General features: G+C 74.4%; 16 protein-coding genes, 1 tRNA gene and 1 pseudogene. 7 read left to right on the top strand and 11 right to left on the bottom strand.

The features are described 5' to 3' along the window. Positions 1-17 precede the first annotated feature (17 nt). Complete coding sequence (locus ABZY20_RS07240) at positions 18-1,748, bottom strand: LuxR family transcriptional regulator (RefSeq protein WP_356437828.1); 1,731 nt, start codon at positions 1,746-1,748, stop codon at positions 18-20. A gap of 96 nt (positions 1,749-1,844) precedes the next feature. On the opposite strand from ABZY20_RS07240, the gene ABZY20_RS07235 reads away from it, so the two are divergent. Further along, the gene (locus ABZY20_RS07235) at positions 1,845-2,930 is read left to right on the top strand and encodes a M12 family metallopeptidase (RefSeq protein ID WP_356437826.1); all 1,086 of its coding nucleotides are present in this window, start codon (positions 1,845-1,847) and stop codon (positions 2,928-2,930) included. 654 nt (positions 2,931-3,584) lie between these two features. On the opposite strand, the gene ABZY20_RS07230 is transcribed toward ABZY20_RS07235, so the two are convergent. From ABZY20_RS07230 to ABZY20_RS07200, 7 genes are all read right to left on the bottom strand, one after another. Then, a tRNA-Pro gene (locus ABZY20_RS07230) sits at positions 3,585-3,658 on the bottom strand. Positions 3,659-4,191: 533 nt separating this feature from the next. After that, a complete protein-coding gene (locus ABZY20_RS07225; RefSeq protein ID WP_356437825.1) occupies positions 4,192-5,520 on the bottom strand; it encodes an aromatic acid/H+ symport family MFS transporter in 1,329 nt (442 codons plus the stop codon). A 137-nt stretch (positions 5,521-5,657) separates the two neighbouring features. Then, positions 5,658-6,608 (bottom strand): VOC family protein, encoded by a 951-nt coding sequence (locus tag ABZY20_RS07220; RefSeq protein WP_356437822.1) that lies wholly within the window; start codon positions 6,606-6,608, stop codon positions 5,658-5,660. Further along, positions 6,605-7,681 (bottom strand): 4-oxalomesaconate tautomerase, encoded by a 1,077-nt coding sequence (locus ABZY20_RS07215; RefSeq protein WP_356437819.1) that lies wholly within the window; start codon positions 7,679-7,681, stop codon positions 6,605-6,607. Before ABZY20_RS07215 ends, ABZY20_RS07220 begins: the two co-directional genes overlap by 4 nt. Beyond that, positions 7,678-8,388, bottom strand: a complete 711-nt coding sequence (locus ABZY20_RS07210; protein WP_356437816.1) for a 4-carboxy-4-hydroxy-2-oxoadipate aldolase/oxaloacetate decarboxylase — start codon at positions 8,386-8,388, stop codon at positions 7,678-7,680. Before ABZY20_RS07210 ends, ABZY20_RS07215 begins: the two co-directional genes overlap by 4 nt. Beyond that, on the bottom strand, positions 8,385-9,140 hold the full coding sequence (locus tag ABZY20_RS07205) for a PIG-L deacetylase family protein (protein ID WP_356437814.1): 756 nt from the start codon (positions 9,138-9,140) through the stop codon (positions 8,385-8,387). The genes ABZY20_RS07210 and ABZY20_RS07205 overlap by 4 nt, the downstream gene beginning before the upstream one ends. 49 nt (positions 9,141-9,189) lie before the next feature. Beyond that, entirely contained in the window at positions 9,190-9,840 is a 651-nt protein-coding gene (locus ABZY20_RS07200; protein ID WP_356437812.1) for a GntR family transcriptional regulator, read from the bottom strand. Between the two features lie 201 nt (positions 9,841-10,041). Here ABZY20_RS07200 and ABZY20_RS07195 point away from each other — a divergent pair, with 201 nt between their 5' ends. Beyond that, positions 10,042-10,386 carry a cupin domain-containing protein gene (locus tag ABZY20_RS07195; protein ID WP_356437810.1) on the top strand — a complete coding sequence of 115 codons (345 nt, stop codon included), beginning with the start codon at positions 10,042-10,044 and terminating at the stop codon, positions 10,384-10,386. A 70-nt stretch (positions 10,387-10,456) separates the two neighbouring features. Here ABZY20_RS07195 and ABZY20_RS07190 read toward each other — a convergent pair whose 3' ends face one another. Next, complete coding sequence (locus ABZY20_RS07190) at positions 10,457-11,470, bottom strand: LacI family DNA-binding transcriptional regulator (RefSeq protein ID WP_356437808.1); 1,014 nt, start codon at positions 11,468-11,470, stop codon at positions 10,457-10,459. A 110-nt stretch (positions 11,471-11,580) separates the two neighbouring features. On the opposite strand from ABZY20_RS07190, the gene ABZY20_RS07185 reads away from it, so the two are divergent. After that, complete coding sequence (locus ABZY20_RS07185) at positions 11,581-12,744, top strand: Gfo/Idh/MocA family oxidoreductase (RefSeq protein ID WP_356437806.1); 1,164 nt, start codon at positions 11,581-11,583, stop codon at positions 12,742-12,744. Positions 12,745-12,768: 24 nt separating this feature from the next. Here ABZY20_RS07185 and ABZY20_RS07180 read toward each other — a convergent pair whose 3' ends face one another. Both ABZY20_RS07180 and ABZY20_RS07175 read right to left on the bottom strand, forming a co-directional pair. Further along, a complete protein-coding gene (locus ABZY20_RS07180; RefSeq protein WP_356437804.1) occupies positions 12,769-13,380 on the bottom strand; it encodes a TMEM175 family protein in 612 nt (203 codons plus the stop codon). A gap of 63 nt (positions 13,381-13,443) precedes the next feature. Then, a complete protein-coding gene (locus tag ABZY20_RS07175) occupies positions 13,444-14,475 on the bottom strand; it encodes a LacI family DNA-binding transcriptional regulator (protein WP_356437801.1) in 1,032 nt (343 codons plus the stop codon). A 108-nt stretch (positions 14,476-14,583) separates the two neighbouring features. Here ABZY20_RS07175 and ABZY20_RS07170 point away from each other — a divergent pair, with 108 nt between their 5' ends. From ABZY20_RS07170 to ABZY20_RS07155, 4 genes and pseudogenes are all read left to right on the top strand, one after another. Beyond that, the gene (locus ABZY20_RS07170; protein WP_356437799.1) at positions 14,584-15,741 is read left to right on the top strand and encodes a phytanoyl-CoA dioxygenase family protein; all 1,158 of its coding nucleotides are present in this window, start codon (positions 14,584-14,586) and stop codon (positions 15,739-15,741) included. An 8-nt stretch (positions 15,742-15,749) separates the two neighbouring features. After that, a complete protein-coding gene (locus tag ABZY20_RS07165) occupies positions 15,750-16,526 on the top strand; it encodes an SDR family oxidoreductase (protein ID WP_356437796.1) in 777 nt (258 codons plus the stop codon). Positions 16,527-16,570: 44 nt separating this feature from the next. Then, on the top strand, positions 16,571-17,575 hold the full coding sequence (locus ABZY20_RS07160; RefSeq protein ID WP_356437793.1) for a Gfo/Idh/MocA family oxidoreductase: 1,005 nt from the start codon (positions 16,571-16,573) through the stop codon (positions 17,573-17,575). Next, positions 17,572-18,587: pseudogene (locus tag ABZY20_RS07155) on the top strand (Gfo/Idh/MocA family oxidoreductase). Before ABZY20_RS07160 ends, ABZY20_RS07155 begins: the two are co-directional and overlap by 4 nt. The last annotated feature ends 53 nt before the right edge of the window (positions 18,588-18,640 follow it).

Below are 18,640 nucleotides of genomic sequence, written 5' to 3'. Positions count from 1 at the left end.
TGGTGGTCCGCCGCGGCTCAGGCCGGCTGCGCCTCCCGCTCCCGGGTCAGCGACGGCAGGGCGCCGCGGTCGCCGGCACCGAGTCGGGCGTAGGCGCTGTAGAGGTGGTTGCCGACGGTGCGGACCGACAGGGTGAGGCGTTCGGCGATCTGCCGGTTGCTCAGCCCCGCCGCCGCGAGGGTGACGATCTGCCGCTGCCGGGCGGTGAGTTCGCCGAGCACCAGCCCGGACAGCGCGGGGGTGCGGGCGCCTTCGCAGCGCCGGGCCAGGGCCACGGCGCGCGTACGGGAGTGCCGGGCGGCGCGCGGGTCGCGGTGCGCGCTCACGGCCTGGGCGTGCGCCTCGGCGGCGAACAGCGTGAAGCCCCGCCGCTCCAGCTCCCCGGCCACCTCGTCCAGGGCGGGACCGTCGGCACGGGCCAGTGCGGCGGCGTGCCGGGCGAACACCCCGCGCAGCCGGCCGGCGGCCTGCCCGGGGGCGCCGAGCCGGACGGCGTCGTAGGGGTCGGTGAGGGCCGAGACGGCGGTGCCGGCCTCGCCCCCGCTGTCCACCGCCGCGCGGGCGCGGGCGAGTTCGTCCCGGCACGCGACGTCCCCGGGGTCCGCCCGCAGGCCCTCCCGCGCCCAGGCCGCCGCCTGCCGCACCTCGCCGCGCAGCCGGGCGAACCGGGCGCGTACGGCGGCGTACCCGCCCGGCAGCGGGCGGCCTTCGGCCACCAGCCACTCCCCCACCGGGGTGGGCGTCGCCCGTACGTCGTCCCGCTCGATCCGGCGGACCAGGGCGGCGCGCTCGGCGTCGAGGGCGGCGGCGTACGCCTCCGCGCTCCGGGACAGCCGGCGCACGCGCAGCCGGCCCGCCGCGGCGCGCAGCGCCGGGCCGTACAGCGGACGGCCGAGACGGACGGCGCCACAGTCGTCGACCCGCACCAGACCGTCCGCCTCCAGGGTTTCGAGGGCCGCCAGGTCCAGGGTGTCCGGGTCCAGCGGCAGGGGCTCGGCGAAGGCGAGGCGGTCGAGGGTCTCGCGTTCGCGCGGGCAGCCGCGGCCGAGGACGGGGGCGGCATGGTCCCGCACGGCCGGGGTCAGCGGGACCGGGCCGCGCCACGCCCGTTCCCCGCTGTCCTCGACGGCGGTCAGCACGCCGCGCACCGCGCCGAGCAGGTCGCGCAGCAGCCTGAGGTCGCCCTGGCTCAGACGGCGCAGCCGGTCGGCGGTGAGCGGATCGAGGGGGCCGGCGCCGGCCGTGAGGAGCCGGGCGGTCTCCTCCCGCGGCAGGGGTTCCAGGGGCAGGCGCGGCAGGAGTTCGCCGGTCCACAGCCGGGAGACGGCGCCGGGCACCGGCGTGCCGTCCGTGGCGACGACCAGCAGGCGGGTGCGGCCGTGCACGGCGAGCTGGTGGACCAGGGCGGCGGAGGCGTCGTCGAGCAGCTGCGCGTCGTCCACGACCAGGGTCCGGACGCCGGACAGGAGCTGGACGGCGCGGTGCAGGGTGACGTCCTCGGGCAGCAGGTGGGCGAAGGCGGCGAAGGGTATGCGGCGGCTCTCGGGCGTGCCGGCGGCCCGGGCGCAGTCGGTGCCGCGGACCGCCTCGGTGACCAGGCGGGTCTTGCCGCAGCCCGCCGGGCCGGTCACCACGATGCCGCGCCGGGTCCCCGTCAGGGCCCGGCGGACCAGCTCCAGTTCGTCCTCCCGCCCGGCGAACGGCCAGGGCAGCTCCAGTGTCGTCGCGTCCCGCTCGTAAGTCGTCACACAGACATGAGCGCGGCTACTCACTCCTGATACAGGGCGACTTGAGTAGCCCGCGACTCAGGCGCCCGGGACGGGCCGCCGGGCAGGCTGTGGCCCATGACCGCACGCTACTGCTCGCTGGCCCAGGCGCCGGCGCCCGCCTTCGCACCGGGGCTGGCCGCCGAGCGGCTGAGCGCGCTCGCGGGCGGACGGCGGATGTGGGTCAACGGCACGGTCCTGCACTACTGGTTCTTCGACGGTGACACCGACGCGTCCGTCATCCCCGTGCCGGGGACGGGGATGACGCGACGGGTGCCGTGGGCCGGCGGCGAGGACCAGCGGGAGGTGGTGCGCGACTGCTTCCGCGAGTGGCAGGACCTCGGCATCGGGATCGTCTTCGCCGAGGTCGACGACCGCTCGGAGGCCGAACTGCGCATCGGTTTCCAGCTCGGCGACGGCTCCTGGTCGGCGGTGGGCCGGGACGCGCTGCTGGCCGGCCGGCACGAGCGCACCATGAACTTCGGCTGGGACCTGACCGCACCCGGGGAGCGCGGGACGGCCCTGCACGAGATCGGGCACGCGCTCGGCATGCTGCACGAGCACCAGAGCCCGTTCGCCGGGATCCACTGGGACGACGAGGCGGTGTACGCCGAGCTGGCGGGCCCGCCGAACCACTGGAGCCGGGAGCGGACGCACTACAACATCCTGCGCAAGCTGGGTGCGGACGAGGTCAACGGCTCCGTCTGGGACCCGCACTCGATCATGGAGTACCCGTTCGCGCCGGGGCTGATCCTGGAGCCGGAGCGGTACCACGCGGGTCTGCGTCCGCCCGGCACCCTGTCCGCCGCGGACAAGGAGTTCGTGCTGCGCTGGTATCCGCCCGCGGCCCGGCCGGAGCCGCCCGCGCTGGTCCCGTTCCGCTCGGTGCCGCTCGGTCTGGGCCCGGGCGAGCAGGCCGACTTCGCCGTCGACCCGCCGGAGACCCGGACGTACACGCTGGGCACCTTCGGCGACAGCGACGCCGTCGTCGTGGTCTTCGAGGAGCGGGACGGGGAGCCGCGCTACCTCGCCGGCCAGGACGACGGAGGGACTCCGCACAACGCCACGATCAGCGCCCGGCTCGTGAAGGGCCGCCGCTACCACGTCCGTGTCCGCCTGTACTCCGCCTGGGGTGCCGGCGAGACGGCGGTGATGTGCTGGTGACGGCACGGTCCCGCCGCACGGGCACCTGAGCCACAGTCCGGCACCGGGGGAGCGGTCGAGGACGTCGCCCATGGGGGTGGGTGACGTCCTCGACCACGCCATGTGCGCCCGGCTCCCGCTCGCGCCGGTCCCCGTCCGGCCGCGTGCGGAGCAGCGGCGCGTGCGCCGCCGGCCGCTTCTTCACGCGGACGCTGTCCGCGCCACCGGGAGGAGGAGCGGCCGCGGGACCGCGCACCGGGCACCCTGACTCCCGCCCAGGCCCCCGGCAGGACCTGTTCCCCGCGGCCTGCGCGCGGGCCGGGCGCCGCGGGCTTCCGGGATCGCCGCCGGGCCGCCTCGCCGGACAGGACCGGGGGAACGGGCTCACCCTGAGGCGGAGGTTGCGCGTCGCGCCTGGTCCCGGAGGGCCGCACGGTGCCGTCGGCGTCGGTCCGCTGCGCTCCCCCGGGCCGTGCTCCGCGGGGACCTGCCGACGCTCCACCCGGCTCGCGCCCTGTCCCCCTGCCGACGCTCCGCCCCGCTCGCGCCCTGTCCCCCTGCCGCTGGCCGCCGAGCCCCGGCGCCCGGACCTCCTGGTCCCGTGCCGGAACGCGGACGAGCGGAGGGCCGTACCGGACGCGTCCGGTACGGCCCTCCGGCCCACTGCCTCATCTGTCGGGACGACAGGATTTGAACCTGCGACCCCTTGACCCCCAGTCAAGTGCGCTACCAAGCTGCGCCACGTCCCGATGCGGCTCGCGCGGGTGACCCGCGTGATCACGCAGGTCAACCCTACCGCATGGGGGCAGGGGCGTTCTGCCTCGCCGTCCCGGGGGCGGCGTGTGCCCGGGCGGGGGCTGCGGGGGCGCCGGTGCGCCGAGGAACCGGTCCGCGGGGGCCAGGAGTTCGTGGCGCGGTGTGGGCCGCGCGCCGGTCCGTGCTCCCTTCCAGCCGGCGAGGCCCGCCGTCGAGACGGCGACCGCGAGGACGGCCCACCAGGGCAGGCCCGACTTGGTCGCGTGTCCGGCACAGGCGGCCACGGCGAGGAGTGCCGTGACGGCGCCCCTGGCCGCCTCGGCTCGCCGGCCGCGCCGGTCCCCCACTGTGTCCACCCGTGACCCCTTTCGTACGGTCCGCCCGGGACCTCCCCCGGCATATGCCGCACACCCTAAGCGGGCTCCAGGGGCGCATCCGGCCGGGGCCCGCACGGCGAGTGGACACCGGCCGGGCGCCGATGCGCCGGCCGGTGTCCGTGCACGCCCCCCTGAGGCGGCGCACTCGGTCAGTGCGCGCCGATGAGGGCCCGCCCCGCGCTGTCCTGCGGCGCCCGGCGCGCACCGCGCAGGGCGGCCAGGCCGATGAAGACCATGGAGGACACGCCCGCCAGCGCGAAGGCGGTGAAGCCCCAGTCGCCCTTGCCCGCGGCGAGCAGCTGTCCGCCCAGCCACGGCCCGAAGACCGCGCCGAAGCGGCCCATGCCGGAGGTCCAGCCGACGGCGGTGGCGCGGCTGTCCGGGGCCGAGCGGATCGAGACGGTCGCGTAGATCATCGTCTGGGCGCTGTTGAGGAAGACGCCGGTGAGGAAGACGACGGTGAAGGTCAGCGTGAGCGGCATGCGGACGCTGAGCAGGAAGACCCCGGCGGCCGTCAGCGCGAACCAGATCGCCGAGATGCGCGGGGCGCCGAAGCGGTCGGAGGCGCGGCCGGCGACCAGCATGCCCACGATGCCGCCGAGGTTGAACAGGACGACGAAGGTCAGGGCGGAGCCCAGTTCGTAGCCCTCGCTGCGCATCAGGGTGGGCAGCCAGGTGGCGACGCCGTAGACGAGGAGCAGGCCGCCGAAGGACGCCACCCAGTAGAGCAGGGTCTGGATCCACTCGCCGCCGCGGAACAGGGCGGCCAGGGAGGACCGGCGGGAGGCGGGCGCGGTGCCGGACGGCTTGGCGGCGGGGAGTTCGACCTCGTAGCGGTCCGCCAGCGCGCGGGCCTCGTCGGTGCGGCCCTTGGCCAGCAGGAAGCTGAGCGACTCGGGCAGCAGCCTGGCGAGGACCGGGACGAAGAGCAGCGGGGCGACGCAGACCCAGAACGCGGCGCGCCAGCCGAGCGGTTCGACGACCCACAGGGCCACGTAGGCGGAGAGGATGCCGCCGGCGTGGTGGGCCGTCATCAGCAGGCCGATGGTGAGGGCGCCGCGGCCGCGCGGGGCGTAGTCGGAGACCATGCTGATCGCGGTGGGCAGCAGACCGCCGAGGCCGAGCCCGGCCAGGGTGCGGCCGAGGCCGAAGACCGCGACGCCGTCGGCCACCGCGCACAGGCCGGAGGCCAGCGAGAAGAGGGTGACGCAGCCGACCATCAGCTTCTTGCGGCCGATCCGGTCGGCGACGGTGCCCGCGGTGAGGGCGCCGACCAGCATGCCGAAGGTGGCGTAGCTGCCGAGGTCGCCGGCCTGGGCGGAGGTGATGCCGAGGGCCCCCTCCTGGAGCATGTGGGGCAGCACCGACCCGTAGATGAACATGTCGAGCCCGTCGAAGAGGACGGCCAGCCAGCACAGGGCCACGGCCAGGAGGGCGAGTCTGCTGCCGCGGGTGGCCCGCGAGGGTGAGGACGACATCGTTGGTTACCTCTCGTGCGTGAGTGCGCTAGACGCTAAGGACCCACCCCGTGGGAGTCAACACTTTTGTCAACAATCTCATCGACAGTCTTCCGGCCTGCGGATTCCCGTCGGCGGGGTGGGCCCTTGAGCCCCTCTCAGGCGACCGGCGGGGTCCCGTGGGTGTGGAACGAGGCGATGGTCTGCAGACCCCACGCCTGGCCCTTGGCGCGCTCCGCCTCGGTCCAGGTGATCAGCGGCCAGTCGGGCGCGAGGACCAGGCGGGTGAGCGGGTTGCACAGTTCGACGCGGTTGCCGCCCGGCTCGTAGACGTACAAGAAGAACGTCTGCTGGATGGCGTGCTTGTGCGGGCCGGTCTCGATGAACACTCCTGTGTCGATGGCGAGATCGGCGGCGCGCAGGATGTCCTCACGGGTGTCGGTGGCGAAGGCGATGTGGTGCAGCCGCCCCGACGTCCCGGTCCAGTCCTCGGTGTAGACGACGTCGTAGGACTTGTCGGTGAAGGTCAGCCAGCGGGCGGCGATCCGGCCGCTGTCCAGGCGGATCTGCTCGGTCGGCCTGGCCCCGAGGAGGTGCTGCTGGAACTCGGCGCCGGCGAGCACGTCGGCGGCGAGGAAGTTGACGTGGTCCAGCCGCCGGACGCCGACACCCCGGCCGGGCTTGGCCTGCGGCTGGTTCTTCAGCGCGGGTTTCAGCTCCTCGGGGGCCCGGTAGTGCTCGCTCTCCCAGTACAGGGCGTGTTCGTGGCCGTCGGGGTCGGTGGTGACCCAGAGCTTGCCGAGGCCGGGCTCGTCCTCCGTCCAGTGGCCGGAGCCGCCGGCGTCCTCGATCGCCCGCACCCTGCGCCGCAGGGCCTCCTCGCTGGAGGTGCGCAGAGCGAGCCGGCCGGGGCCGGGGCGGTCGCGGGCGGTGAGGACCAGGCTGTGGTGCTCGTAGTCGTCGTAGGTCCGCAGGTAGACGGTGCCGCCGTCCCGGGCGCTGACGGTGAGCCCCAGGAAGTCGGTGAAGAAGGCGACGCTGGCGTCCAGGTCGGGGGTGAAGAGCTGGGTGTGGCCGATGTGGGCGATGTCGCCCAGGGGTGGGGTCATGGGGAGTCCTCGGGGGGCGGGGCGGGGGCGGGGAAGACCGTGCCGTCGAAGATCTTGCGGGCGGTGCGCACCACGGCCGTGCGCCGGGCCACGGGCCTGCCCTCGGCGTCGGTGCCGACACCGCTCTCGATGTCCAGGTGGCCGGTGGGGTGTTCGATCCGCACCGGATCACCGCCGGCGGGCAGCCGGGCGAGGCCGGCGCCGACGCCGCCCTCGACGCGCAGTCCGGCGGCCACACTCGCCGCGCCGAGCACGCCGATCGAGGTGTGGCAGCGCACGGGGATGAAGGTGCGGGTGGCGATGGCGCCGCCGTGCCTGGGCGGGGCGAGCAGCGTCAGCTTGGGCACGGTCGTGCCGGAGACGTCGCCGAGTCCCATGAGGCGGCCCGCCTTCAGCCGGAGCGCGTGCAGCCGGCCGGCGAGCGCCGTGTCCTCCTCCAGGTCCGCGGGGCTCTCGTAGCCGGTGACGCCGAGGGCGGCGGCCTCGGCCAGCACGGTCGGCATGCCGTTGTCGACGCAGGTGACGGGGATGCCGTCGATGTCGTCCCGGGCGCTGCCGGTGGGCAGCAGCGGCCCGTCGCCGGGCGGGAAGGCGAGGGTCACGGGGGCGGCGGTGCCGGGGGCCCCGGCGATCGGGGTGTCGCCCTCGTACGTGACACGGCCGCCCGGGGTGGCGAAGGAGGCCGTGGCGAGGTCGCCCGAGTTGACCATGCGGATCCGCACGCAGGTGTGCTCGCGCCCCGCCGGGACCAGCCCGCGTTCCACGGCGAACGGCCCGACCCCGGCGAGGATGTTCCCGCAGTTCTGTCGGTCGCTCACCTCCGCTCGGCCGACCGCCACTTGGAGGAACAGGTAGTCGACGTCGGCGCGCGGGTCCGCGGAGGGCGACACCACGGCGACCTTGCTGGTGAGGGGGTGCCCGCCGCCCAGGCCGTCGATCTGCCGCGGGTCCGGGCCGCCCATGACGCGCAGCAGGAGCGCGTCCCGGGTCTCCGGGTCGGCGGGCAGGTCCCCGGCGAGGAAGAAGGCGCCCTTGGAGGTGCCGCCGCGCATCAGCGTGCAGCGCACGGTCATGGCCGCTCCCCGGCTCGCCGGTGCTCCTCGTACGAGGTGTAGGTGACGCCGAGCCGGGCGAGCTTCTCGCGCAAGTGGTAGCGGTCCAGGCCCAGTTCGCCGTCGAGGAAGGCGGCGCGGGTGGCGGCCTCCTTGCGTTCGCGGGCCTCGGAGGCCTCGGCCGCCCGCCGGGCGCGTTCGCGCGGGACGACGACCACGCCGTCGTCGTCGGCGAGGATCACGTCGCCGGGGCGGATCACCTGGCCGCCGATGACGACCGGGACGTTGACCGAGCCGCCGGTCGCCTTGACCGTGCCCTGGGCGCAGACCGCGGCGGACCAGGCGGGGAAGCCCATGGCGCGCAGTTCGGCGGTGTCGCGGATGCCGGCGTCGATGACGAGACCGCGCACGCCCCGCCGCTGGAGCGCGGTGGCGAACAGTTCGCCGAACATGCCGTCCGTGGAGGGCGAGGTGGTGGTCACCACCAGGAGGTCGCCCTCGCCGCACTGCTCGACCGCGGCGTGGATCATGAGGTTGTCGCCGGGCCAGCTGAGGACCGTGACGGCGGTGCCGGCCACGCGTGTGTCCTGCTGGACGGGGCGCAGGTGCGGGCCCAGCAGGCCGGTGCGGCCCATGGCCTCGTGCACGGTGGCGACGCCGTGTCCGGCGAGGGCCGTGACGTCCTCGGCGGAGGCCTTGGGCCAGTCGGTGACGATCACGCCGCTCATGCCAGCTCCTTCGTGACCTGCGGGTAGGGGCGCATGTACGCCTCGGCCATCGTGGTGTGGGGCAGGCCCAGGTTGGGGCCGGCGTTGCGCTTGAGCTGGACGCCGCGGCGGACGGCGAGGTCGGTGTAGTAGTCCCACAGGTGCTGCTGGGCGGCGAGGCACTCCATGGCCTTGCGCTTGGTCTCCCACACCTCGGTGATGTCGAGCAGCACCTCGGGGCGGAAGCCGCTCATCTCCGGCTGGTGCGGCTCGAAGCAGAAGACGGGCGGGGCGCCGATGATCCCGCCCGGCCCCGGGTAGCCGATGGCCTGGGCGAGCACCCGGGCCTGGAGGGCCATGTGGTGGGCGGCCGGGTGGTCGCCGTTGTAGGGGTCCTCGGCCGGGTGCGTGAGCACCACGTCGGGCTGGGTCTCCCGGTAGACCCCGACGAGCCGGTCGGTCAACTCGGGGGTGGCGAGGAGCGGGTAGTCGCCGGCGTCGAAGAAGCGGACCTCGGCGCCGAGCGTGGCGGCGGCCCGCTCGGCCTCCTCGCGGCGTATCGCCTTGATCTCCTCCAGTTTCCTCCCCTCGCGCCAGGCCTTGGCGGACTCGCCGCGCTCGCCGTACGTCAGGCACGCGATGGTGACCTGCTCGCCGCGGGAGGCGGCCAGGGCGATGGCGCCCCCCGCCCGCCACACGAAGTCGCCCGCGTGCGCGGTGACGACGAGGGTCGAGCGGGGTGGGCTGCCGGCGGGCGCGTTGCCGTGGGTCATACTGCATCTCCTTGCTGGTCAGGTGATGCGCCCGCCTCGTGCGTGTGTGTCAGTCGCGCAGGGCCTCGATCACACTGCCGAGGTGGGCGCGGACGGCCGTTTCGGCCGCCTGCGGATCCCTGGCCCGGATCGCCTCGATCATGGCCAGGTGCTCCTTCAGGGACTGCTGGGGGCGCCCGGGCCGCAGCGCCAACTGGAAGCGGTGGCGCACCAGTTGCGCGTTGAGCCGCTCCAGCAGTTCCACGGCCGTCTGCTGGCCGGAGAACTCCCGGACGCGGGCGTGCAGTTCGTGGTTGAGGTCGGAGTAGGTGACCGGTTCGCCGTCGGCCACGGCCTTGCTCATCGCCGTGCCGAGGACGGTCAGTTCGGCCAGTTGCTCGTCGCTCGCCGCCACGGCCGCCTTCGCCGCGCAGAGCCCTTCCAGGACCATGCGGCATTCGGTGATGGCGACCGCCTCCTCGACGGTCACCACCCGGACCCGCGAACCGCGGTTGCGGATCCGCTCGACCAGGCCCTGGGCCTCCAGGTCGATCAGTGCGGCCCGGATGCTGGCCCTCGTCACACCGAACTGCTCGGCGAGCTCGTTCTCCACCAGCCGCTGGGCCGGTGCCATGTCGCCGTGCAGGATCGCCTGCCGCAGCTGCGCGAGCGCGTGCTGCTTGGCCTGCTCCCCGGTGCCCGGACGGGCTTGAGTCGGCATGCGTTGCCCTCCCTGAATGAGTGCCTGTCGAACCTAAATCTAGCCAGACAAGATTGTCAACAATTTTGTCCGCCGTATCCGGTGCGGGTGGGACGGCCGCGCGCCGCGGTGGCCGGTGCGACGAAGTGTCCGCCCGGCGCCGCCGGCACCCCACACTCTGTCGGGGCCGCTCGCACGCGGCCCGGGTCTAGGGTCGGCCGCATGACGCACAGCTTCGTGGTCCACGTCCCCGGCGCCGCGCTCGAACCCGAGCCGCTCGCGCCCGAGCAGATCGTCTCCGGAACGCCCGAGGTGACCGGCAAGGTGGTCTGGGAGTCGGAGGACGGCCGCCAGGTGCGGGGCGTCTGGCAGATCACGCCCGGCGTGGTCACCGACACCGAGGCCGACGAACTCTTCGTCGTGCTCAGCGGATCGGCGACGATCGAGGTCGAGGGCGGGCCGACCCTCACGGTCGGGCCCGGCGACATGGCCGTGCTGCGCGAGGGCGACCGTACGACCTGGACCGTGCACGAGACCCTCCGCAAGGTGTACTCGATCAACCTCTGAGGTGTACGCGGGCAAGCTCTGAGATGTACGCGGGCAACTCTGGCGGGGAGCGCGCGGGGGGCGGGTCCGCTCAGTGGGCGGGCGGGGACGCCGTCGACCCCCTGGTCTCCAGGGTGGGCGCGGTCAGGTCGAGCCGTCCCGCTCCGCCGCCGCCCTCCAGACGCTCCATACGCTCCAGGAGGCAGCGGGCCGCGCGGCGGCCGATCTCGTGGCTCGTGTTGTCGACCGTCGTGAGCCACACGTGCCGCAGACGGGCGATGCTCGTGTTGTCGTAGCCGACGACGGACAGGTCGTGCGGCACGCGCAGCCCCATCTCCCCGGCCGCCGAGAGCACGCCGATCGCGGTGATGTCGTTGACGGCGAAGACGGCGGTGGGCCGTTCGGGGCGGCTGAGCAGCCGTACGGTCGCCCGGTAGCCGCCCTCCTCGGTCATGTCGCCCGGCTCGACCGGCGCACGGTCCGCGAGACCGTGCCGGCGCATCGTCTCCTCGAAGCTGCGGCGCCGCAGCTCCCCCACGACGCCGTAGCCCGCGATGTGCGCGATGCGGCGGTGCCCGAGTCCGATCAGGTGCCCGGTGGCCAGCCCGGCGCCCCGCCCGTCGTCCCCCGCCACGACGTCGACGCCGGGCGGGGCGGGTTCGCGGGAGCCCGCGAGCACCACCGGGATGCGCTCGGCCACCGAGCCGAGGGCCGCCGGGTCGGGCAGCGTGCCCACCACGACCAGACCGTCGACGCGCAGGTCCAGCAGCGGATCGGCCGGGTGCTGGCCGGTGCGGCGGTTCAGGCGGGCGTCGGCCAGCAGCATGTGCAGGCCGTGCGCGTGCAGCAGCGGGTTGAGGCCGTCCAGCAGGTCGACGGACCAGGGGTTGCGCAGGTCGCTCAGCAGGACGCCGACCGTGCGGGTGCGCCGTTCGCTGAGGCTGCGGGCGGCGGCGTTGGGCCGGTAGCCCAGCTCCCGGACGGCCCGGAGCACGGCGTCCCGCTTCTCCGGGCGCACCTGGTCGGAGCCGCGCAGGACCAGGGAGACCAGCGACTTGGAGACACCGGCCCGTTCGGCCACGTCCCGGATCGTCGGCGGTCTCATGGATGGACCGTTCCATGCGCGCCATCGGCTTGTCAAAGGGTTGACAGCGACGGGAAACCGCGCCCAGGGTGAGCTGGACAGGTTCTGGAACGGTCCAAAGAAGGGCTCTCATGGTGGACACGCTCGGCGTCGCCGTCATCGGATTCGGCTGGATGGGGCGGGTGCACACCCAGGCGTACGCGCGCGTGCGGCACCACTATCCGCACCTGCCCCTCGTCCCGGAGCTGGTGACGGTCGCCGAGGAGGTGCCGGGCCGGGCGGAGGAGGCCGCCGCGCAGTTCGGGTTCGCCTCGACGACGCGTGACTGGCGCGGGGTGGCCGCCGACCCGCGGGTACGGGCGGTCAGCATCACCGCGCCGAACTTCCTGCACCGCGAGATCGGCGTCGCCATGGCCGAGGCGGGCAAGCACATCTGGATCGAGAAGCCGGTGGGCCTGACCGCCGGGGACGCCGGTGCCGTGGCGGACGCGGTGGCGAGGGCGGGCGTGCAGGGCACGGTCGGCTTCAACTACCGCAACGCGCCGGCCGTCGAGGCGGCCCGCGAGCTGATCGCCTCCGGCGAGCTGGGCACGGTCACGCATGTCCGCATCCGGCTGTTCAGCGACTACGCGGCCCACCCCGAGGGCGCGCTGACCTGGCGCTACGAGCGGGAGCGGGGCGGCAGCGGCGTGCTGGGCGACCTGGCCTCGCACGGCGTGGACCTGGCCCGGTTCCTGCTCGGCGACATCACCTCCCTCACGGCGGACACGGCGATCTTCCTGCCGGAGCGGGCCCGGCCGACCGGCGCGACCGCGGGTCACAGCCGCGCCTCGGGCGGGGTGACCGGCCCGGTCGAGAACGAGGACTACGTCAGCTGCCTGCTGCGCTTCGCCTCCGGGGCGCGCGGTGTGCTGGAGGCCTGCCGGGTCTCGGTCGGCGAGCAGAACAACTACGGCTTCGAGGTGCACGGCACGAAGGGGGCCGTGTTCTGGGACTTCCGCCGCATGAACGAGCTGGGCGTCAGCCGCGGCACGACGTACCAGGACCAGTCCGTCAGCACGGTCTACGTCGGCCCGGGCGACGGCGAGTTCGCCGCGTTCCAGCCCGGCGCGGCGAACGCCATGGGGTACGACGACCTGAAGGTCGTCGAGGCGTACCGCTTCCTGCGCTCGATCGCCGAGGGCACCCCGCACGGGGCGACCCTCACGGACGCGGTACGCAGCGCGGCGGCCCTGGACGCGATGGCACGGTCGGTGCGCACGGGGACGTGGGCGGAGGTGGGCGGGGCGGTGTGAGGTGCCGCGCCGGCGGAGCCCGCCTCAGCCGGAGTTCTCGAGCCGGCGGCCCAGGTAGGCCTTCGCCGGGACGAGGACGAGCCACATCCACATGATCACGGGGCCGGTCACGAAGACCAGTGGCACGGTGACGGCGAAGACCAGCACGATCGTGGCGCTGTCGGCGAGGTAGAGCGCGGTCGCCGTCGGTGAGGGCGTGTGGTGGCGCAGCCAGGGGCGCTTCGCCAGGAGGGCGGCCACCGCCAGATGGCAGGCGCCGAGCGCGGCGACCGCCCCCGCGTAGACGGCGACGGAGACGGACAGGTCGCCGTACTCGGCGAGCAGCCGGGTCGGGAAGGGCACCAGGGCCGCGACGCCGAGGCCGGCGATGGAGAGGCCGATGACCTGCCCGTCGATCTCGCGGACGTCCTGGAAGATGCGGCGGTGGTCGCGCCAGAAGCTGCCCAGCACCCACACGCTCAGCGCGTACGCCCCGAGGTCCGGGAGGAGTTCGCGCAGGGCCCTGCGGTAGGCGGCGTCGTCCAGCTCCCGGGGCACGGAGAGGTCGAGGACGAGCAGGGTGATGGCGATGGCGAACACGCCGTCGACCAGGGTCACCAGCCGCTCGGGGCCGCCGTCGGGGCGCGAGGTCCACATGGGCCCGACGGTAGGGGCCGGGGCCGGTCCCCTCCCGGACCCACGCCCGGTCGTGTCCCCGGATCACACGGCCGCCTGCGGTGGCATGTTGTACGGCGTCACCACCTGGATCGCCGACGGCAGGGTCGGGCCGGCCGGCGGCAGGGCGCCGTGCGCGCGCATGACGGTGTGGCATGCCTCGCGCACGTCCTGGCGCAGGTCGTGGTGGAGGACCGCGGACAGGCGGTGCTCGCGCAGCAGCCGGGTGTTGTCGTGGTCGAGGTCGTGCGCGACGAACACCGCGCACTCGCGGCCGAGGTCGTCGAAGGCGCGCAGCGTGGCGATGTTGCCGCCGCCGATCGAGTAGACGGCACGGATGTCCGGGTCGCGTTCCAGAGCCGCCCGGACCAGGTCGTACTGGGTGGCGTCCAGGCCCTGCCCCTCGGCGATCTCGACCAGCCTGCGCTCGGGGTGCCGGACGCGCATGGCGCTGCGGAAGCCCATCTCCCGCTCCTCCTCGTTGCGGAAGAAGCCGCTGCTGAGGCTGGTGAGGATGTTGCCCGGGCGGTCCCCCAGCCACTGGCCCGTCAGATAGGCGGCCGTCGCGCCCGCCGCGCGGTCGTCGATGCCGACGTAGGCGAGCCGGGCGCTGGACGGCAGGTCGGTCACGAGGGTCACGACCGGTATGCCGGCCGCGGCGAGCCGGCCGACCGCGGCCGTGACCTCGGGGACGTCCGGCGCCTTGAGGATCACACCCTGGGAGCCGCGCCGGGCGATCCGGTCCAGGGTCCGCACCAGTTCCCCGGGCGGGCCGGTCTCGCGGAAGTGGAAGCGGGAGCGCAGCACCGCCGGATGCAGCGCGGGCAGCTCCGCCTCCAGGGCGGCGCGGATCGCCGTGGTGAAGCGCTCGGGCGCCTGCATCACGATGTCCACCATGAACGTCCGGCCGACGAGCCGGACCTGGGTGCGCTGGCGGTCCAGGTCGGCGATGGCCTGGCGGACCTCGCGCGCGGTGCTCTCGCGCACGCCTCCCCTGCCGTTCAGGACCCGGTCGACGGTGGCCTCGCTCAGCCCCGCCTGACGTGCGATCTCCCGGATGGGGAAGGGGTGGCCCATACGCCGCCTCCTTGAGGGGTTTTTGATGGCTCGCTGCTGGTTGTTCGAGGGGTTTGTACTGACAAGAATGACAGGGCTGCGTCGCTCCGTGACCCCGAAGGGACGACGATGTCCTTCCCCTCCGTGACCCACCGTGCCTGGCTGTCCGAGCAGGACTGCGACCTCGACGCGTTCCGCGCGCTGGTCGAGCAGGCCACCGACCCCGCCGACTACCCGCACGCCTCCGCCGTGGAGCGGAACGTGCCGGTCTACGACTCCGCCCTGCTCGAAGGGGACCGCGTGGTCCAGGCCGAGCTGGTGCGGGCCCTCGCCGACGGCCCCGGCATCGTCGTCTTCCGCGGCGCCTTCTCCGACCCGGAGATCGTGGACCGCGCCACCGCCGTCTTCGAGGCGCTGATCGCCGAGCAGCGCGCCTCGGGCGCGGCGGCCGGTGACCACTTCGCCGCACCGGGTGCCAACGACCGCGTGTGGAACGCGCTTGAGAAGGCCGCCCTGTACGACCCGGAGACGTTCGCCGACTACTACGCCAACGACATCCTGGCCCTGGTGTCCTCGGCCTGGCTGGGGCCCGGCTACCAGGTGACCTCCCAGCTCAACGTGGTCAACCCGGGCGGTGCCGCCCAGACCGCGCACCGCGACTACCACCTCGGCTTCCTGTCGAACGACGTCGCCGCCGCCTACCCGGCGCACGTGCACCGCCTCTCCCCCGTGCTGACCCTGCAGGGCGCGGTCGCGCACTGCGACATGCCGGTCGAGTCCGGGCCGACGCTGTACCTGCCGCACTCGCAGAAGTACGAGCCGGGCTATCTGGCCTGGCGGCTCCCGGAGTTCCGGGCGTACTTCGAGGCGCGGCACGTGCAGCTGCCGCTGGCCAAGGGCGACGCGGTGTTCTTCAACCCGGCCCTCTTCCACGCCGCCGGCACCAACCGCTCGGCGGACATCCGCCGCATGGCCAACCTGCTGCAGGTGTCGTCCGCGTTCGGGCGGGCGATGGAGACGGTGGACCGGGAGGCCGTCGCGAACGCGGTGTATCCCGTCCTGCTCCGGCGCAAGGCGCAGGGAGCCGACCTGGCGTGGCTGGACAACGTGATCGCCGCGAGCGCCGAGGGCTACCCCTTCCCGACCAACCTCGACAGCGACCCGCCGGTCGACGGTCTGGCCCCGCCCTCGCAGGCGGACGTCGTCCGGCGGGCGCTGCGCGAGGAGTGGACACCCGAGGCGCTGCGTGCGCGGCTTCGGGCCGGTGCCGAACGGCGAGAGAGCTGAGGAACGTCATGGGACTTCTCGACGACAAGGTCGTCCTGGTCAACGGCGGCAGCCAGGGTGTGGGCGCCGCCATCGCGCGGGCCGCGGTCCGCGAGGGGGCGGTCGTGGCCGTCACCGGGCGGCGCCCCGGGCCCGGCGAGGCGCTGGTGGCGGAACTGGCAGCCGCCGGGGGCAAGGCGATGTTCGTCCGGGCCGACCTCGCGGACGCCGGGCAGGCGAAGGCGGCCGTCGCCGAGGCCGTCGGCGCGTACGGCCGGATCGACTGCCTGGTCAACTCGGCGGGGCTGACGTCCCGGGGCACCCTGCTGGACACCACGCCGGAGTTGTTCGACCAGCACATCGCGATCAACCTCAGGGCGCCGTTCTTCGCGATGCAGGCCGCGGTCGCGGACATGGTCGCGCGCGAGGCGCCGGGCACGGTCGTCAACATCATCACGTCCTCGGCGCACGGCGGGCAGCCGTTCCTGGCGCCCTACGTCGCGGCGAAGGCGGGCCTGATCGGCCTGACCCGCAACGCGGCGCACGCCCACCGCTGGGACCGGGTCCGGATCAACGGGCTCAACATCGGCTGGACGGCGACCGAGGGCGAGGACGCCACCCAGAAGACCTTCCACGGAGCCGGGGACGACTGGCGCGACGAGGCCGCCGCGAAGCTGCCCATGGGCAAGCTCGGCCAGCCGGACGAGATCGCCGACTTCGTGGTCTTCCTGCTGTCCGACCGGTCCGGGGTGGTCACCGGGTCGGTGATCGACTGGGACCAGAACGTGCTCGGCGGACTCGACTGAGACCTCCCGCAGGACCCCCTCCCCCTCTCTAGGAGCAACACCCCATGCGTATCGGAATCCTCGGCCTCGGCCGCATCGGCGCCTTCCACGCCGAGACCCTCTCCGGACTCGACGCGGTCGACTCCCTCGTCTTCACCGACCCGTTCGCCGACGCCGCCAAGGCCGCCGCCGAGCGGTTCGGGGCGGACGTGGTGGACTCGCCGGAGGCGCTGCTGGCCGCCGGTGTGGACGGCATCGTCGTGGCGGCCGCCACGGACGCCCACCCGGCCCTGATCCTGGCCGGTGTCGAGGCCGGGGTCCCGGTCTTCTGCGAGAAGCCCGTCGCCCGGACGATGGGCGAGGGCGTCGAGGTGCTCAAGGCCGTCCAGGGCAGGGGCGTGCCCATCCAGATCGGCTACAACCGGCGCTTCGACGCCGGGTTCGCCGCCGCCCGGGCCGCCGTGCACAGCGGCGAACTGGGCCCGCTGCACACGGTCCGCTCGACCACGCTGGACCCGGCGCCCCCGCCGGCCGGGTACATCGCCGCCTCCGGCGGCATCTTCCGCGACTGCTCGGTGCACGACTTCGACATCATCCGCTGGGTGACCGGCCGCGAGGTGACCGAGGTGTACGCCGTCGGCGGCAACCGCGGCGCGGACTACATCAAGGAGGCGGGCGACGCCGACACCACCGGCGCGATCCTCACCCTCGACGACGGCACCCTCGCGGTGGTCTCCAACTCCCGTCACAACGCGCGGGGTTACGACGTCCGCATGGAGATCCACGGCTTCCAGGACTCCATCGCCGTGGGGCTGGAGGACAAGCTGCCGCTGCGCTCGGTCGAGCCGGGCGTGACCTTCCCGGCGGGCACCCCGCACGACTTCTTCATGGACCGCTTCACCGAGGCCTACCGCGCCGAACTGACCGCCTTCACCGAGGTCGTGGCGGGCACCCGGCCCTCGCCCTGCACGATCGAGGACGCCCTGGAGGCGGGCTGGATCGCGGACGCCTGCACGCTGTCGCTGCGCGAGCACCGGCCGGTGACGATCGAGGAGGTACGGCAGGCATGAGCGGCCGGGGCCGGGACCCGCTGCGCATCGGCGTGCTGGGAGCCGCGCGGATCACCGAGCGCTCCCTGACCGGCCCGGCCCGGGCGACCGGCCACCGCCTCGTCGCGGTGGCCGCCCGCGACCGCGCCCGCGCCGAGGCGTTCGCCGCGGCGCACGGCGTGGCGCGGGTGGCGTCCTCCTACGCCGAGCTGGTGGCCGACCCGGAGATCGACGTGGTCTACAACCCGCTCGCCAACGGCCTGCACGGCCCGTGGAACCTGGCCGCCCTCGCGGCCGGCAAGCACGTGCTGTCGGAGAAGCCGTCGGCGAGCAACGCGCGGGAGGCGGCGGAGGTACGGGCGGCCGCGGCGAGGGCGGGGACGGTCTTCATGGAGGCCTTCCACTACCTCTTCCACCCGGTCACCCGTCGCCTGCACGAACTGCTGGCCTCGGGGGAGCTGGGCGAGCTGCGGCACGCCGAGGCGCTGGTCGCGATCCCCGCGCCGCCGGACACCGACCCGCGCTGGTCGCTGCCGCTGGCCGGCGGCGCCCTGATGGACCTCGGCTGCTACGGCCTGCACGCCCTGCGCATGCTCGCGCCCTGGGCGGGAGGCGCGCCGCGGCTGTCGGGGCCCGGGCCGGGGAGCGCGCGGGCGCCCCCGGGGCCGACGAGTGGCTGGACGCCGAGCTGGCCTTCCCGGGCGGCGCGACGGGCACGGCCCGCTGCCACATGGCGTACGGGGAGCTGGACATGAGCATCCGGATCGTCGGCTCCCGGGGCGAGGCGACGGCGCCGAACTTCGTCCTGCCCCAGCGGGACGACCGCGTCGTGGTCCGCACGGCCGAGGGGGAACGCACGGAGCGCCTCGGCACGCGCTCGTCGTACGCGTACCAGCTGGAGGCGTTCGCCGCCCGGGTGCGCCACGGGGCGCCCCTGCCGCTGGACGCGGACGACGCGGTGACGACGATGGAGCTCGTCGACGCCTGCTACCGGGCGGCCGGCTTCGCGCCACGGCCGCGTACCCGGATCTGAGGCGCAGGCCGCGAGGAGGGCCCGGGGGCGACCCCCGGGCCCTCCTCGCGGTG

The sequence above is a fragment of the Streptomyces sp. NPDC006624 genome, from assembly GCF_040611555.1.
In the GTDB taxonomy this organism is placed as follows: domain Bacteria; phylum Actinomycetota; class Actinomycetes; order Streptomycetales; family Streptomycetaceae; genus Streptomyces.
Note: the sequence above shows the minus strand (reverse complement) of the source record. Positions and strands in the feature narration are given on the sequence as shown.

Bases quoted from the DNA above. Each gene is read 5' to 3' on its own strand.
- ABZY20_RS07235 (WP_356437826.1), top strand. From the start codon at position 1,845: ATGACCGCACGCTACTGCTCGCTGGCCCAGGCGCCGGCGCCCGCCTTC.
- ABZY20_RS07225 (WP_356437825.1), bottom strand. From the start codon at position 5,520: ATGTCGTCCTCACCCTCGCGGGCCACCCGCGGCAGCAGACTCGCCCTC.
- ABZY20_RS07220 (WP_356437822.1), bottom strand. From the start codon at position 6,608: ATGACCCCACCCCTGGGCGACATCGCCCACATCGGCCACACCCAGCTC.
- ABZY20_RS07215 (WP_356437819.1), bottom strand. From the start codon at position 7,681: ATGACCGTGCGCTGCACGCTGATGCGCGGCGGCACCTCCAAGGGCGCC.
- ABZY20_RS07210 (WP_356437816.1), bottom strand. From the start codon at position 8,388: ATGAGCGGCGTGATCGTCACCGACTGGCCCAAGGCCTCCGCCGAGGAC.
- ABZY20_RS07205 (WP_356437814.1), bottom strand. From the start codon at position 9,140: ATGACCCACGGCAACGCGCCCGCCGGCAGCCCACCCCGCTCGACCCTC.
- ABZY20_RS07200 (WP_356437812.1), bottom strand. From the start codon at position 9,840: ATGCCGACTCAAGCCCGTCCGGGCACCGGGGAGCAGGCCAAGCAGCAC.
- ABZY20_RS07195 (WP_356437810.1), top strand. From the start codon at position 10,042: ATGACGCACAGCTTCGTGGTCCACGTCCCCGGCGCCGCGCTCGAACCC.
- ABZY20_RS07190 (WP_356437808.1), bottom strand. From the start codon at position 11,470: ATGAGACCGCCGACGATCCGGGACGTGGCCGAACGGGCCGGTGTCTCC.
- ABZY20_RS07185 (WP_356437806.1), top strand. From the start codon at position 11,581: ATGGTGGACACGCTCGGCGTCGCCGTCATCGGATTCGGCTGGATGGGG.
- ABZY20_RS07180 (WP_356437804.1), bottom strand. From the start codon at position 13,380: ATGTGGACCTCGCGCCCCGACGGCGGCCCCGAGCGGCTGGTGACCCTG.
- ABZY20_RS07175 (WP_356437801.1), bottom strand. From the start codon at position 14,475: ATGGGCCACCCCTTCCCCATCCGGGAGATCGCACGTCAGGCGGGGCTG.
- ABZY20_RS07170 (WP_356437799.1), top strand. From the start codon at position 14,584: ATGTCCTTCCCCTCCGTGACCCACCGTGCCTGGCTGTCCGAGCAGGAC.
- ABZY20_RS07165 (WP_356437796.1), top strand. From the start codon at position 15,750: ATGGGACTTCTCGACGACAAGGTCGTCCTGGTCAACGGCGGCAGCCAG.
- ABZY20_RS07160 (WP_356437793.1), top strand. From the start codon at position 16,571: ATGCGTATCGGAATCCTCGGCCTCGGCCGCATCGGCGCCTTCCACGCC.